The sequence below is a fragment of the Vibrio sp. SCSIO 43133 genome, assembly GCF_023716845.1.
GTDB classification, from domain to species: Bacteria; Pseudomonadota; Gammaproteobacteria; order Enterobacterales; family Vibrionaceae; genus Vibrio; species Vibrio mediterranei.
Genome location: NZ_CP068025.1, coordinates 1,852,138 through 1,868,579, shown reverse-complemented (window position 1 = coordinate 1,868,579; position 16,442 = coordinate 1,852,138). Strand labels below are relative to the sequence as shown.

Below are 16,442 nucleotides of genomic sequence, written 5' to 3'. Positions count from 1 at the left end.
TATGAAAGCAGTTCAAATCATTACCAATACTCGGTTACTCATTTTAATGACTGCTCTGTTGATCGTTAGTGGTCTCGCCGCATTTTCGTCATTACCAAGAGCAGAAGATCCCATTATCACGAACCGTTTTGCCAATGTAACGACAAGCTTTCCTGGCGCAAGTGCTGAGCGAGTCGAAACCTTAGTTACTGAGGTAGTGGAAAACAAACTTAGGGAGCTTAGTGAAGTCAAACTACTAAGTTCAACATCTAGGCCAGGCATCTCTATTGTCACAATAGAGCTGAAGGATGAGATTACAGAGCCAGAGCCAGTCTGGTCCAAAGCAAGAGATAAACTGTCCGACATCACCCCTGTTTTGCCTATCGGTTCAGGCGCCCCTGATTTAGACAGTGACCACACCTACGCCTTTACCATCATTTCCGCGCTAACTTGGGACGGCCCTGGTGAAACCGATATTCTAATATTAGGTCGTTATGCTAAAGAGTTAGCTAAAAGACTCAGAACATTATCAGGCACTGAGTTTGTCGATGAATACGGCATGCCAAAAGAAGAGATTCAAGTTAACCTGCGGACTGCTGACACCGCGGCGTTTGGCCGCTCAAGTATCAACATCGGTGATAGCCTAACAGGCGCAGACGCGAAAAACTCTGCTGGCCAGCTAGTCAACCATTTCGCACGCTTTGGGCTGGAAATTGAGTCAGAATTGGATTCGATAGAGCGAATTAAACAAGTGCCTTTGATCGTTGACGATAACGGTCATATTATTCGACTCGAAGATGTTGCCAGCGTCACTCGCAGCGCTAAGACACCTGAAAGTGAAATGGCACTCATTGATGGTGAACCCGGTGTTATTGTTGCAGCTCGAATGGTGCCTGAGTTACGTGTTGATCAATGGACCGCTAGAGCAATGAAGGTCATTGAACGTTTTCAGCAAGATTTACCCAGCAATATCAAGGTTAACATTCTCTTTGATCAACAAGGTTACACGACGACACGTTTGGTCGATCTGGGGCAAAGCCTGCTTATCGGTTTTAGTCTGATTCTGATTGTACTGTTTGTGACTTTAGGCGTAAGAGCAGCCGTGCTGGTCGCTATTGCGCTGCCCCTGACTTCGATGTTTACCCTGTCACTAATGAAAATGACGGGCATACCTATTAACCAAATGTCGGTGACAGGACTTATCGTCGCATTGGGAATCATGGTGGATAACGCTGTGGTCATGGTGGACACCATCCAAAGCTATCGATTAAAAGGTCAGGCTCGCTTAAAGGCGACCATCAATGCACTGTCACATCTATGGGTGCCATTGTTAGGTTCAACACTCACCACCATTCTCGCTTTTGCTCCAATTATTCTGATGCCCGGCGCTACCGGAGAATTTGTAGGCGCGATTGCGATCACTGTGTCCTTTTCTTTAGTGGGTTCTTATATCCTCTCACACACCGTCATTGCTGGGTTCGCGACTATGCTATTGCCTAGCCACGCGTCGGGAGACCATTGGTACAATACAGGGCTTCGCATTCCCGCTTTGACCCATGCTTTTGCTCGTTCAGTAAAACTGGCGATCAAACACCCTGCTATTTCTTTGCTGCTTGTCTTAGCCGTTCCCATTACTGGCTATTGGAGTATTTCTCAACTGACTGAACAGTTCTTTCCACCTTCGGATCGAGACATGTTTGAGGTACAAGTATTTTTACCTCCACAAGCCAGTATTTACGCGACTGAGGCGTCTACGGAGCTTGTGGACGACATCATTCGTTCCTATGAAGGTGTAGAGCGAGTCGATTGGTTAGTTGGCGCTAACTTCCCATCGTTCTACTACAATTTACAAGCCACGCAAAACAACGCGCCGTACTTCTCACAAGCCATGGTTAAAATGGATTCATTCCAAACCGCTAATAAAGTCATTCCAGAGCTTCAGGAGCGGTTAAACAGAGAAATCCCTTCCGCTCAAATTTTGGTGAGAAAACTAGAACAGGGTCCTCCGTTTAAAGCACCAATAGAGTTACGAGTCTATGGTGAGAATCTCGATACGCTCAAATCTATAGGAGGGGATGTCCGTCTCATTCTTGCCAATACGCCTCATGTCACACACACCAGAGAAACTCTACAACCTGGTACACCAAAAGTCTGGTTAAAAGTAGATGAAGATACTGCCAAGCTCAATGGCATTACGCTCAACCAGTTTGCCAACATGTTGCAAGCGACATTAGTCGGGCGAGAAACCGGCTCGGTCACTGAAGGCAGCGAGTCTATTCCTATTCGTGTACGTGTTGCTAATGAAGAGCGTGAAAACCTATCGCACCTTGGCAACTTACGTCTACCTATTTCTTCTGATACCTATACTACAGGTGTCAGCGTATCGACACTGGCCGACCTTGAACTCACCACCAGCCGTGGCGCTATTACCAGACGCAATGGCGAGCGCGTCAATACCATTGAGGGCTATATTCAAGCGGGAGTGCTACCACAAACGGTACTTAATGAGTTCCAACAACGTTTGTCCCAATATACCTTACCAGCGGGTTATCATATCGATTTTGGTGGTGAGTCCGCAGAGCGAGACCGCTCTGTAAGTCTGCTTATTTCGAATATTTCGGTTGTAGTGGTCTTGATGATTTTGGTCGTCGTCATGTCGTTCAATTCGTTTAGGCTAAGTACGATTATCTTTATGGTGGCGGGATTAGCTGGAGGATTAGGGCTGCTCTCTGTGTGGGTCTTCAACTATCCATTTGGCTTTACCGTCATCATAGCGATGCTGGGCATCATGGGGCTGGCTATCAACGCGGCTATCGTAATTTTGGCGGAATTGAGATTAGATGAGAAAGCATCATCAGGCGACATCGATGCTTCCGTCGATGCAGTAATGGCGTGTACTCGCCATATTACCTCAACCACTATCACTACCGTTGGCGGATTTATGCCATTGATTATCGCAGGAGGAGGCTTCTGGCCACCATTCGCCGTGGCTATCGCAGGTGGTACCGTCCTCACGACATTGATCTCTTTTTACTTTGTCCCTGTTGTTTATCGAATGATGGTTAAACCTCGCAAGCAGAGAAGCCTTAAGCCAAAAGTAAAACAACAGGCGCTTTAAGCAGTGCTGAAAGAAACAAAAAACACTCACCTCAAAGACTGGGGTGAGTGTTGTTTTCTCTTAACAGCGGTCGTGAGTATTAGACCAACTCCCTTAATAATTTGAACGACTCAGGCGCTCGGCCTCGTGTCGCGATAAAACCTATCATGTCATCGTTGTCATTAAATGCGGTAGCTAAAATACCATTAGTACTAGCGTCGTAGTTCCAGCGAGTAACCTGTTTATCATGGACAACGCCAGCAAACTGAATTGGGTAGTTTGGCGTTTTTACCTTAGTCAGTATAGTTGGTAATGTCAGCTTTGTGGCGTCTCCCGTCAACGTTTTAGCAAGAGCACTCGCACTCATCACGATAGGTTGTAAAAACGCCCTTACTTCTCCTTGAATTTCAGCACAGTCACCTAGGGCGAAAATATTGGCAGTGGAAGTACAAAGGTAATCGTCAACGATAATACCCTTGTTCACTTCCAGTCCCATGTTTTTCGCTAATACCGTGTTGGCCCGAAGACCAGCACACACGAGTATTTCATCGACCATCAACTCTTGACCTTGATTCAAAGTAACAAGTTTTGCTTCTGGACCTTCATCAATATGAGTCACAAACGCATCGGTGATAACCTTAATGCTTTCTTGTTGCAATGCCTGCTTGAGTTTCAATTCGATGTAGTCAGGTAATTGGTTCTGCATTAATCTTGTAGCAGGTTCAACTAAGAAAACCTGCTTTCCAACACTCGCAAGATCCAGTGCCACTTCCACGCCAATTAACCCACCACCCAGTACTAATACACGAGATGCGTTTCGCCAACGTGTTTGATTTTTCTCATAGTCAATTAACGAATTATGAGTAAGGAAATCTTGGGATGCAGAGCCTTTAAAGACTGGAATAAAGGGACTCGCTCCCGTCGCTAAAACCAGTTTTGCAAAGCCCAGCGTTTCACCCTCCACTTCAAGAGTCTGCAGCTGAGGGTCTACATGCTCGACCCAAGTGTTGGTATATAGCGCAATACCATACTCTTGTGCGAACGGTGCTGCCCGCTTAGTGATGACCTGTTCAGCGGTTTGCATTTTGGTGAATACATGACTTAAATCTGGCTTGTTATAGTCATGTCCATCATCACCCGTCACTACAGCCACTGAGACTGAGTTGTCGATACGCCGCAATGACTTAACCAATTGATAGGCAGCAAAACCGCTCCCTACAATGACAATGTCGAACTGCTTCATGCCACGCCCTCTTTAGTGTGAGGCGCAAATACGTCTTTCCCTAGGTTACATTCTGGACACAAAAAATAGTCAGGCACATCGTCCCAAGCCGTCCCTGGTTCAACACCTTGATTCGGTTCTCCTTGAATTGGGTCATATACCCAATTACACACCGTACAGATCATGCATTGGCAGTCGGAATCATGGGATAACTCGGACGTAGCTTTACCCTCATCGCTTGACGCCGTATTGAATTCAATAGGAGTGACATTGAGATTGCTCAATGCCCACTGCTTGGCGACCTTTTGCCCATAGGCTTTGCACTCTCTCATTGCTTTACCATCGGGACGCCATTTAGTTTTAATACTCTCGGTTGTTTCAAAGCCTGCGTCTGTCAAGCGTGTATGAATACGGTCAACAGCGCCACCGTTCCAACCATAACTACCAAACGCAGCTGCTTTCTTTTCTTTGAACCTTAAACCTGTTATCTCTTCTAGCATGCCCGCAATTTTCGGCATCATCACATTATTCATGGTCGACGATCCTACGAGTACACCTTTCGAACGGAACACATTCGCCAGTATTTCATTCTTGTCTTGGCGCGAGACATTGAAGACTTTCACTGCGACGCCTGGATCCACATCGTGAATGCCTTGTGCGATGGCATCAGCCATCATTCGAGTGTTATTCGACATGGTGTCGTAGAAGATAGTGATGCGATCTTCTTGGTAGTTATCCGCCCACTGCAAATACTTCTCGATAATTTGAACAGGATTATCACGCCAGACGATACCGTGAGAGGTCGCAATCATCTCCACAGGAAGGTTAAAACTCAGCACTTCTTTGATTTTCGCAGTCACCAAGGCACTGAATGGCGTTAGAATATTAGAGTAGTAGCGAAGGCACTGCTCAAACAGTTCCGCTTGGTCCACTTCATCATTGAATAGGCGTTCATCACAATAATGCTGACCAAACGCATCATTACTAAACAGCACCGCATCTCCGGTTAAATACGTCATCATACTGTCCGGCCAATGCAACATTGGCGCTTCGACAAAGACAAGTTGTTTGCCATTGCCAATATCAATAGTGTCTCCTGTCTTGACCGTTTTAAAATTCCACTCAGGGTGATGATGGTGACCTACAATAGAGTCTATGGCGGCTTCTGTGCAGTAAATTGGCGTATTAGGGATTTTTTCCATCAACGCTGCAAGGGCACCGGAGTGATCTTCCTCTGCATGATTGATGACGATGAAGTCGATAGAATGCAAGTCGATCTCCATCTCTAAGTTTTGTAAAAACTGATAACTGAATCTATGGTCAACAGTGTCAATCAATACTGTCTTTTCTTCACGAATAAGGTAACTGTTGTAGCTCGTCCCTTTTGTCATTTTGTATTCTGTACCATGGAAGTCTTGAACTTCCCAATCGCGTTGTCCTACCCAATGAATATTGTTTTTTACGTGAATTGTCATGTTACTACCTTATACATAATCAACGTGGCATTTAATCTATCTCTTCTATTGCATTGAGCGTGCCAACCTCTCATATAAACATATCTCATTGTATTTAAAGAATATTAATTCTACCTGGTATGCAAATATTATCTTTATGACAATAACTCATAGTAATCATTAAGACTAAATATTGTTTATATGACAAAATACAAGATAGAAAAAAGGCTCCTGTATGAGGAGCCAAGATGGCCTGGAGGCCTAATTCATTGATTTTTCGATCATCGTGTTTAGTGCATGATGATTACGACTTAGCGTGGAACATTTTTTGGCCTTGCTTATCACTCTCAGACCAGAAATTAATATTAAACTGAGCATCGTCACTTATTTCGATGCGATGCCAGTATTGTGGGGGGCTGGTAGCAAATTGTCCTGCATGAATGACAACTTTTGTTTCTGGCTCCACCGCATTTTCATCCGCAAACCCATAGTAGGTGACTGTACCTTCCATAACACATAACTGTCCAAACACACCCTTTGCAGTATTGTGATGGGTGAGTAACGCCTGTGGCACAGTGTCTGAGGTGAAAAATGGAGTAGAACGTTGAATGGTCCAATGTGAAGGAATTCTTAAATGGCTCATGGAAGTCTCCAATACTTTTATCAGTAAAGTTAGAATGTTAGAAAACGTGATAGCAGTGTAGCTAGCCACGACGATGTTCGGTTTGAAACAGCTCTTGGTGTGACTTCAAGGCTGGTAATTTGATACCACTCTGCATTCACCTCTTGCAAAGGACTGTCTAAGTGTAATTGTGTCATAACGACCTCACCTCTACGCTTAAATAATAATGATTATCTTTACTAATATTAAGCATATCGCGTGCCATGGAGACAGAAACAAGCACTATTTTTGCTAACTACCTGAATACATTTATGAATAAGGCTTATCAGATAACTAAACACTCATCTTTCATATCTTACTTTGTTTATTTGATAATCTTTAAACTTGGTCATTATGATAAATAATTTGTTATAGTGACAAAATTAGCACTGGTAATGGAACTTCGTTATGAGCCAATTTCGTTCGGCATGGTTGCAGATTGCCCTAGACATCACATCCGGTATTTCAGAACAAGATCGCTTTGATCGTTTACTTTCCACCATTCGCCAAGTTCTTCAGTGTGACGCAGCGGCACTACTCAAGTTTGATGGTAAGTCTTTTGTTCCCTTGGCTACTGATGGACTGAGTGCGGATGTATTAGGCCGCCGTTTTGAAATAGACAATCATCCTCGATTTGAAGCAATTGCGAGAGCAGGAGACATTGTTCGTTTCCCTGCAAACAGTGATCTCGCCGATCCCTATGATGGACTTATCCCAAACCATGAAGGCAATCTAGAAGTTCATTCTTGTGTCGGTCTCCCACTTTTACTACAAGATAATCTCATCGGGGCGATCACCATTGATGCTTTCAATCCAACTCAATTTGATACGACCGCAGACAAAGATCTTAGGATACTAAGTGCCTTAGCTGCCAACAGTCTTCATACCGCTTTGTTAGTAGAAAAGCTCGAGCGTTCTGGAGGAATTTCAGAGTCCTCCAGCTCTACTAAACTGGCCCGTCAGGATGCAGCAGATATTATTGGTCAGTCACGACCTATGGGTGCATTAAAACAAGAGATTTCAGCGGTTGCGGATACCGATCTGTCGGTATTGATTATTGGAGAAACAGGAACAGGTAAGGAGTTGGTAGCACAGTCTATCTATTCACAATCCTCTCGCAAGGACGAAGCTTTGGTTTATCTCAACTGTGCTGCACTGCCAGAGTCCGTCGCAGAAAGTGAGCTATTTGGGCACATCAAAGGCTCATTTACCGGCGCTATCAGCAATCGCAAGGGCAAGTTTGAATTGGCTAACAAGGGAACGTTGTTTTTGGATGAAATTGGTGAGTTGTCTCTCGGATTGCAAGCGAAGCTATTACGAGCGTTGCAATACGGGGATATTCAAAGAGTCGGCGACGATCGAAATATCAAAGTAGATGTCAGAATCATTGCCGCTACTAACCGTGTCATGCACGAAGAAGTGAAAGCAGGCCGCTTTCGAGCAGACCTTTACCATCGACTCAGCGTTTTCCCTATCTTTGTCCCTCCACTGAAAGAGCGCGAGGGGGATATTGTTTTATTATCTGGTTTTTTCGCCGAGCGATGCCAACACAAGCTAAAGGTATCAAGCATCAGTCTAAGCGATGGGGCAATTTCCAAATTACAGGCGTACGACTGGCCAGGGAATGTGCGGGAACTTGAACATGCTATTAACCGAGGCGCTGTCATTGCTAAAGCACAAAGTACCTCGTCGCATGTTTCTATATTAGCGCAACACATCACACTAGATGTTCAATCAGAGCAACACCAGCGTGAGAAGGAGCCGCACTTCTCTTCTTCTGGCCATACAACGCGTACTTTGAGCACATCCGCCTCGCTCAAAGATGCTGTCGATGAGTTCCAAACTCAATATGTCCAAAAGGCCTTTTTGGATAATAATCAGAATCTAAGTGCCACGGCAAAACAATTAAGCGTTAACCCGGGAAATCTGCATCGTTTAATGAAGCGTCTTAATCTGAAATAGACTCAATTTATAGGCATCATCAAGGGCATCATCGTATGCCCTTTTCTTTTGCCTACAAGATATTCGATAACAATTTCTCACCCGAACGATTAGAAAATGTCGTGTGTAAAAGCCACACAATAGGAGTAGAGATCAACATGTAACAAATTTTGTCTGTTAACATTTATCTGGATATTTAAACCACTTCCTAATAAATACTAAGGATAAAATTATGTGGAATAAACTAAACAAATCCATGATGCTCTGCCAAATGATGTTTGGCCTTTCATTTTATGGGGTGATGGTCATTCTCACGAGGTTTTTTCTAGAAAATCTCGATTACAGTGAAGCGGACACTATGATGGTGGTGGGTGCGTTTTCATCAATCGGTCCTCTATTCGCTATCGCAGGTGGCTTTATTGCCGACAAATTCTTAGGCGCGTACCGCTCATTGACGATTGCTTATTTTGGATTTACCTGTGGTTACGTGTTGCTTGTCATTGGTGCATCTACTGTTAACATCCCTTTAAGTCTAGCTGGTATTGCTTTAGCGAGTTATGGACGTGGCTTAATGTCCCCTTCTTATCCTAGCCTTTACAAGCGTACGTTCAAAAGCCAAGAAGACTTTGAAAACGGATACCCAGTTAACTACTCAGTAAACAACATCGGTGCTTTACTAGGCCAATACCTATTCCCAATGTTCGTGCTCGTTATTGGTTTTTATGGCAGTTTCATGCTTTCTGGTATCTTGGCGTTCGCGGCGCTATTCACGTTGATGACGTTCCGTAAACAACTTCAGGGCGTCGGTGCAGATATCGACCAAGCATCTGTCTCTAACGCAAACTGGATTAAATTCGGTATTACTTCTATCGCCATGGTTGGAATGGTGTTCTTTATGTTCTCTAATATGGACATCGGCAAGAACATTGTTTACGCCATTGGTTTGGCGGCAATCGGCTATTTTATTTCTCTGATGTTCAAAGCAGAAAAAGCGGACGCGCTGCGTATGGGCACTATTTTAATCGTAACGGTTCTGACTACTGCATTCTTTGTCTACTATGGCCAAATGATGACATCGATGACCATGGTAACCATCAATACTATGCGTGGTGACCTGTTCGGTATCATTCCAATCGCACCAGAAGCATCAATGTCAATGAACCCATTATGGTGTATTGTTGCAGGCCCAGTGATAGCAGCAACCTTCTCAAGCTTAGAGAAGCGTAACATCCACTTCACTACAGCAACCAAAATTGGTTTCTCTTTCATTCTGACTGCCATTGCGTTTGGTATTCTGGCGCTAGCCGTGAAAAACATCGGCGAGGGTGTCATCATTCGACCTGAAATTTTCTTAGTTATCCACTTCTTCCAAGCCTTTGCAGAAGTGATTGTCGGTTCACTGGTTGTAGCATTTATTCTGTCTGTAGCACCGAAACATATTGAGAACTTCTCCGTGAGTTTATTCTCAGTGGCGATTGCACTATCTGGGATTGTGGGCGCAGTGTTCTCGACCTCTATCGCAGCGGAAAAAGGCCAAGAAATCACTCAAGAGTTTGTTAAGACAGTATATGGCGACTACTTCTCACTACTTACTATACTTGCGGTGGTAATGGTAGCAGTAGCCTTCACTGCATCCATTGCTATTCGTAAGATGCTAGCAGCCGCTGATAAGCATCAGCCTCAAAACGAAGCCGAACTTACCGAAGCTGAAAGCTAAATCAAACAAACAGCAAAGCTAATTGGTCAGCGGTTACTGGTTTACTAAACACGTAGCCCTGACCATATTCACAACCATGAGAGCGCAAGTATTCAACTTGATCCCCATTCTCAACACCTTCTGCCACGATTTTTAGAGAAAGCGTTTCCCCCATGACAATGATCGCCTGCACGATAGCGTTGCTGTCATTTTCATCAGGAACATCGCAAATAAACGAACGGTCGATCTTTAGTTTGCTGATCGGTAATCCTTTTAAATACGACAACGACGAATATCCGGTTCCAAAATCATCAAGCGAAATCTCAATCCCCAATTCTCTGATTTGGTTCAGAGTATCAACCGCAAGTTGATGATCAATAAGCAAAAAGCTTTCAGTGATTTCGATCTCCAATCGTTCAGCTGGAAAGTTGGTGTCTAACAGTTTTTGTTTGAGCTTGGTGACAAAGTTAGGATGTTGCAGCTGTAACCCAGAGACATTAACCGCAATTTTGCCGAACTCAATACCCTGGTCGAGCCAACGGCGTCCTTGTTCACATGCTTCACGAATTACCCAAGCACCAATTCGCTGTATTAGCCCCGTTTTCTCCGCAATAGGGATAAATTGAGCAGGTGCAATCACTCCTAATTCAGGATGATTCCAACGCAACAAAGCCTCTACGCCTATCAACGTATTATTCGCTAGATCATATTGGGGCTGGTAAACAAGAGACAATTGTTGCTTCTCAACTGCATCATGCAGCGCAGACTGCACACGTACATGAAGAACCGAACTGTAGGTTAAGTCTGGAGAATAAAACGCATAGCCATTGCGACCATTTTTCTTCGCTAAATACATGGCAGTGTCGGCGTTTTTGAGTAGGGTTTCGCTGTTTTGGCCATCTTGCGGGTACAATGCCACACCAATGCTCCCAGACACTCGTAACGATTCTTGTGAATCTAACTCAAAAGGGCGATTAAACACACCAAGCGTTTCGTCGATTGTGTCCAACAACTGCGCTTCACTGTCATAATCAGTCAGAATAATCACAAATTCATCGCCACCAATACGTCCGATGCTTGCTCTGTGGTGAAGAACATCCGTCAATCGATCTGCTACTTGCGACAATAATCTATCGCCATACAAGTGCCCCTTACTATCGTTAATGTGCTTGAAGTGGTCCAAATCTAAAAATAGTGTGGCAAATTGCTCGCTATGGCGCTGACCACCTTCAATGCTTTGCTCTAATATACTCGTTAGGTGAGAACGATTCGGTAGATTGGTTAGAGGGTCGAAGAATGCCATTTTGCGCAGTTTTTCTTCATGTGCTTTCTGCTTTGAGATGTCCTCAAATACACAGATGTAATGCAAAAGCGAATTGCCATCGTCATTGATGGTACTAATCGTCGCCATTTGAGGATAAATGCTGCCGTCTTTTTTGCGGTTAATAAACTCGCCTTTCCAAAGACCCGTTTCTGAGAGTTGTTGCCAGAGGTTTTGGTAGAATTTATCGTCATGGTGACCCGATTGTAGGAATCTAGGGTTTTTACCGATCACTTCAATAGCTTGATAGCCCGTGACTTCTGAGAAAGCGCTGTTTACATCCAAAATCTTGCCATTTTGGTCGGTAATCATCATACCTTCTTGAAAGTTATTGAATATTTCTGATGTGATCGACAGTCTGACTTCGACTTGTTTACGACGGGTGACGTTTCTCGTCATACCTATGACACCAATTAGCTCGCCATCTGGTTGCTGAATTGGTGACTTGATGGTTTCTAGCCAGACATCATGACCATATGCGTCACGGCTGGCGCACTCTTCCACCGTCTCTTGGGCACCAGAGTCTATGACTCTATCATCGGCTTTTTGGTAGTGCTCTGAGCGACTTTTCGAGAAGAGCTCAAAGTCAGTCTTACCAAAAATCTCCGAACGAGGAAGGTTCCATGCGGATTCTACGCTTTTGTTGACGGCGATGTACTTCCTATCCGAATCCTTCACCCACACATGATCGTCTAAAGCATCAATAAATTGTTGTAGGGATGGGATTTGTTTTGAAGACATGATGATATAACTCGAACCAAACGTGATGAAGTCGCCACCTAGATGACGTTTCAACACATCGTACTAAATACTGAACAAGTTTTATAGCAAACCGCTGTTTAATTAACCAAAATGTGCAGACGATATATAAATCCAAATGCACATCTTAGTTTACATTGATATTACCATCACGCTCATCATACATATCTGGGGTGACATGAAGACCACCCGAATATCCGGCTTTTTCCAGCATTTCACGCACTTCTTTCACATCATTTGCAGTAACAACGTCTTCTCTAGCGCCTAAATATGACCTCACGAAGGTGATCAATTCTGCTAATCGTGTATCCGATAATACGTCCTCGAAACTTGCCATAGGCATAAAGTTTCTGTCCTTATCAATGTACGTTGGCTGAAGTCCGCGAATCGTTACTGCAATCGTGTTGAATGGATCACTGTGCATAATGATGCCGTTGTTAAGTAGCGTTGGAGCAATAGGATCACGCCCCTTACCATCTTCCCCATGACATGCTCCACATGTTTGGTTGTAAGTGGTATAGATCTCCGCAGCGTAGGCCGCCTCATCAAAGCCCGTTGGTTGTAACTGCACCGCATTCTCATCAATGAAATTGTTAGTGTCGCCGCTCAACAGATAGTAAGACATGGACTCAATGTCTTCGCGAGTCATAAGACTCAGACTGTTTTTGATCACATCTGCCATACCTGCAAATGCCGTCCCTTTCGAGGAGTGACCGGTATGAAGGAAGTCTGTCAGACTTTGAATATCCCAACCGTCAACGTATAGCTCAGTAGCAGTAATATTTGGAGCATTCCAACCATCGATTAAATTGCCCTGGAAGATCCTGTCGTTTTCAAGCGCTTGAGCGATGTTCCTTGGTGTATGACATTCGGAACAGTGTCCTAATCCCGCTACCCAGTATTTGCCAAGCTGCCATTTATCTACATCATCTACTTTATCTTTAAGCTCATCAGGTACTTGGTAGTCAATTGGCGTTCTATCCGCAAATACAATGTCCCAACCAAGTAAACCAAGTCGGATATTTGAAGGAAACATCATCTTATTGGGATCGTTTTTACGAGCAACCGACGCAATGGACTGCATGTATTCCCACAGATCGCGCATATCCTGCTCATTAACGTACTGGTAGGAGGTAAATGGCATCGCGGGATACAAGTAGCCATGTTGACCTTTGCCATCGACCAACGCTGCACGGAAGTCTTCGTAGTCGTAACTACCTATGCCTTCTGAAACGTGGGGTGTTATGTTGGTCGAATAAATAGTGCCGAAAGGTGTAACGAATGGCAGACCACCAGCAAACGGTTCTCCCCCCTCAGCACTATGGCAGGCGACGCAATCACCTGCATGTGCGAGATACTCCCCACGCTCCACTGACGACGCATCAAGCTTGGCAAGTCGAGAATTGTTGTCCAACCGCGCTTTAGTTATGTATGCACCAATAGCTAGTATTTCATTTTGAGAAAGCTGCTGTCCAAAGGCTGGCATAACATTGTTTAGGCCTGCACGAATAGTGTGCTGAATCTCCTCAATACTGCCACCATGTAACCAGATGTTGTCAGCGAGGTCAGGCACGCCTTGTTCGATATTGGGAACACTGCCATCCCCATGACACGAAGCACAATTTTGTATAAACAGCTCTTTCCCTAATTGGACTTTGATTTCAGGCACGTCGGTATGACGTTGATTTAGAGAAGCTAAGTAATACGATATTTTGGAGATTTCATCCGGTCGCAATACATCAATCCACCCTGGCATTGCTCCATTTCGACCTAACTCTATAGAGTGGATAATTGCAGCATCCGATCCACCATACAGCCACTCATTATCGATAAGATTTGGAAAGTGTTTCGCACCTTGCGCATTGTCACGATGACACGCAGCACAATGAGTCTGAAACAGCATACGTCCGGATTTCACTATATTTGGCTCATTCGCTAAGGCCAATAACGAGTCATCAGTAAGTCCGGAAAACTGCTGCGCTAGTGTGGTATTTGGACTACTCAGTTTATCGTTAGCTTGGTCGTAATCTATTAGCCCTTTCCAACTGCCGACTCCAGGATACAAGATCAGGTAACCAACAGAGATGGTAAATGCAACAAAATACGAAACAAACAACAATTTTGGTGGCGGCGCATCGTTCTCATCAATGCCATCAAAGGTATCTAATACTCTGTCTTTGTCAGCTTTGTGATTGTTGCGCCAGTACTTAACGACCACCAGCACCATTAGGATGAAAAATACAACAGTGCCGACAGCAGCCCAAAGGCTCCAAAAATGACTCATTGTCCATCCTCCTCTGCAGTGTCCACACCCAAACTTTGAAGGTAGTGAATCAGTGCTTCACCTTTTGTTTTTCCTCTCACTTGCAGTCGAGCATTGGCAATTTCATCATCAGTATAGGGAACACCTAAGAATCTAAGGGTTTCCATTTTCTCTGTGATGTCATCTCCCGTCAGAACCTGTTCGAACAACCAAGGGTAAGCAGGCATAATGGAAGTTGGCACAACTCTACGAGGGTCTATTAGATGTATTAAGTGCCACTGGTCAGAGTATTTTCGCCCGAGATTAGTCAAATCGGGTCCTGTACGCTTCGAGCCCCATAAGTTGGGAAACTCATAGATGTCATCTGGCTCTTGGTTAGCCCTGCCGTTTCGCTTCATTTCGGGCTCAAGCGGCCTCACCATTTGAGTGTGACAAACATGACATCCTTCGCTGATATAGATATCACGACCAGCCACTTGGATCGCCGTAAGCGGTTTCGCAGTGCTGTTCGCAACAAGCTCCGGTGTTCGCAATAAGTTTGGAAGTACCCATACTAAAATAGAGAACGACGCGACCACTATGGTAGAGACAATTAATATGAAGACTGACTTGGTAAAATCTGCACTCATGTTAAGCCTCCTTTGCGATTAACGACGTTGGCATTTTGACGGTCTTGTATATGTTTACAGCCATGAGCAGCAAACCAAGCACAAACAGCGCACCGCCAAAGAATCGAAGGAATAACCAAGGCGCTTTAAAGTTCATAGCCTCCACAAAGCTGTATACCAATTCACCATTATCGCTTTGTGCTAACCACATATAACCCTCACCTATACCTGCTACCCAAAGCGAAATGGCATAGATAGCGACACCAGCATGAGCAAGCCAGAAGTGCCACTTGATGAGACGCGGCGACCACAATTCTGTTTTTCCCCATAGTCGAGGAATGAAATAATAGAATACCGCTATACCCGACATTCCAACCCATCCAAGAGCCGCTGAGTGGACATGCCCTATAATCCACTCAGTGTTGTGTGCGACCATGTTGAACCAACGAATCGCGAGTAAGGGTCCCTCAAATGTCGCCAAGCAGTAGTAAAGAATGGCAGAGAAGAAGAACAGCATGATGTAGTCAGATTTGAGCTTTTGTTTGTTCTGAAGCAGGGTCATGGCACTGTTAAATGCGCCCCCCCAAGACGGTAACCAGAGGATCAACGACATCACTATACCGATGTTCTGGACCCACACAGGTACAGAAGAGTAGACCAAGTGGTGAGTGCCCGCCCAAGTGTAAAACCCGACCAAGCCCCAGAAATGAATAATCGACAAACGATAAGAGTAAATCGGACGCTCAGACACTTTTGGGATGAAATAGTAGTTCATGCCAATGATGCCGGCAGTCAGCAAGAAACCAACGGCATTATGTCCCCACCACCACTGTACGATAGCATCCTGCGCACCTGCGAAGACAGAATAGGATTTCATTAACGAGGCGGGCATCGCGAGGTTATTGACGATAAATATCATCGCGATAACAATAATGAATGCTGCAAAAAACCAGTTAGCAACGAAGATATGAGAAACTTTCCTTTTCGCTATGGTTCCGAAAAAGAGCACAGCATAAAGCACCCACACTAAAACAATGAGAATATCAATCGGCCACTCGAGCTCCGCATATTCTTTTGAAGTTGTATAACCAAGAGGCAATGAAATCAGTGCAAGCAACAACACTAATTGCCAACCCCAAAAGACCATCCAGGCAAGGCTCTTGTTGAAAATCTCACACTGCCCAGTTCGTTGAACAATGTAGAGCGAGGTCCCCATTAAGATATTGACCACGAAGCCGTAAATAACGCCTGAAGTATGAAGCGGTCTAAGTCGTCCAAACTGGAAATACTCGGAATCAAGGTTAAGCGCAGGCCAATAGAGCTGAGCTGCCAAGATAACGCCAATTGTCATGCCCGCCACAGCCCAAACCAACGAGGCGATGATGAAGTATCGAACAACTTTAGTGCTGTAGTTAGGAGATGTCGTATCCATAGAAGCTCT

The 16,442-nt window shown here is 44.6% G+C and carries 11 protein-coding genes; 3 read left to right on the top strand and 8 right to left on the bottom strand.

Translation table 11 applies throughout. The annotated features are described in order from the left end of the window. Position 1: 1 nt before the first annotated feature. A complete protein-coding gene (locus JKJ11_RS25240) occupies positions 2–3,097 on the top strand; it encodes an efflux RND transporter permease subunit (RefSeq protein WP_252039521.1) in 3,096 nt (1,031 codons plus the stop codon). Between the two features lie 79 nt (positions 3,098–3,176). On the opposite strand, the gene norW is transcribed toward JKJ11_RS25240, so the two are convergent. From norW to JKJ11_RS25220, 4 genes are all read right to left on the bottom strand, one after another. Continuing rightward, positions 3,177–4,319: an NADH:flavorubredoxin reductase NorW gene (gene norW / locus JKJ11_RS25235; RefSeq protein ID WP_252039520.1), complete on the bottom strand. Its 1,143-nt coding sequence runs from the start codon at positions 4,317–4,319 to the stop codon at positions 3,177–3,179. Beyond that, positions 4,316–5,773, bottom strand: a complete 1,458-nt coding sequence (gene norV, locus JKJ11_RS25230; RefSeq protein WP_252039519.1) for an anaerobic nitric oxide reductase flavorubredoxin — start codon at positions 5,771–5,773, stop codon at positions 4,316–4,318. The genes norW and norV overlap by 4 nt, the downstream gene beginning before the upstream one ends. Positions 5,774–6,056: 283 nt before the next feature. After that, positions 6,057–6,395, bottom strand: coding sequence for a TehB family protein (locus tag JKJ11_RS25225; RefSeq protein ID WP_006069303.1), 339 nt, complete (start codon positions 6,393–6,395; stop codon positions 6,057–6,059). Between the two features lie 29 nt (positions 6,396–6,424). Continuing rightward, a complete protein-coding gene (locus JKJ11_RS25220; protein WP_252039518.1) occupies positions 6,425–6,571 on the bottom strand; it encodes a hypothetical protein in 147 nt (48 codons plus the stop codon). 250 nt (positions 6,572–6,821) lie between these two features. On the opposite strand from JKJ11_RS25220, the gene norR reads away from it, so the two are divergent. Then, the gene (norR, locus tag JKJ11_RS25215) at positions 6,822–8,375 is read left to right on the top strand and encodes a nitric oxide reductase transcriptional regulator NorR (RefSeq protein ID WP_124941745.1); all 1,554 of its coding nucleotides are present in this window, start codon (positions 6,822–6,824) and stop codon (positions 8,373–8,375) included. 211 nt (positions 8,376–8,586) lie between these two features. Next, positions 8,587–10,071 (top strand): peptide MFS transporter, encoded by a 1,485-nt coding sequence (locus JKJ11_RS25210; RefSeq protein WP_252039517.1) that lies wholly within the window; start codon positions 8,587–8,589, stop codon positions 10,069–10,071. 1 nt (position 10,072) lies between these two features. On the opposite strand, the gene JKJ11_RS25205 is transcribed toward JKJ11_RS25210, so the two are convergent. The 4 genes from JKJ11_RS25205 to ccoN form a co-directional block, all read right to left on the bottom strand. Continuing rightward, positions 10,073–12,112, bottom strand: a complete 2,040-nt coding sequence (locus JKJ11_RS25205) for a sensor domain-containing protein (protein WP_081411514.1) — start codon at positions 12,110–12,112, stop codon at positions 10,073–10,075. 145 nt (positions 12,113–12,257) lie between these two features. Further along, entirely contained in the window at positions 12,258–14,414 is a 2,157-nt protein-coding gene (locus JKJ11_RS25200) for a cytochrome c (RefSeq protein WP_252039516.1), read from the bottom strand. Next, a complete protein-coding gene (locus tag JKJ11_RS25195) occupies positions 14,411–15,022 on the bottom strand; it encodes a cbb3-type cytochrome c oxidase subunit II (RefSeq protein ID WP_006069308.1) in 612 nt (203 codons plus the stop codon). Before JKJ11_RS25195 ends, JKJ11_RS25200 begins: the two co-directional genes overlap by 4 nt. Before the next feature lies 1 nt (position 15,023). Beyond that, a complete protein-coding gene (gene ccoN / locus JKJ11_RS25190) occupies positions 15,024–16,433 on the bottom strand; it encodes a cytochrome-c oxidase, cbb3-type subunit I (protein WP_006069309.1) in 1,410 nt (469 codons plus the stop codon). Between the last annotated feature and the right edge of the window lie 9 nt (positions 16,434–16,442).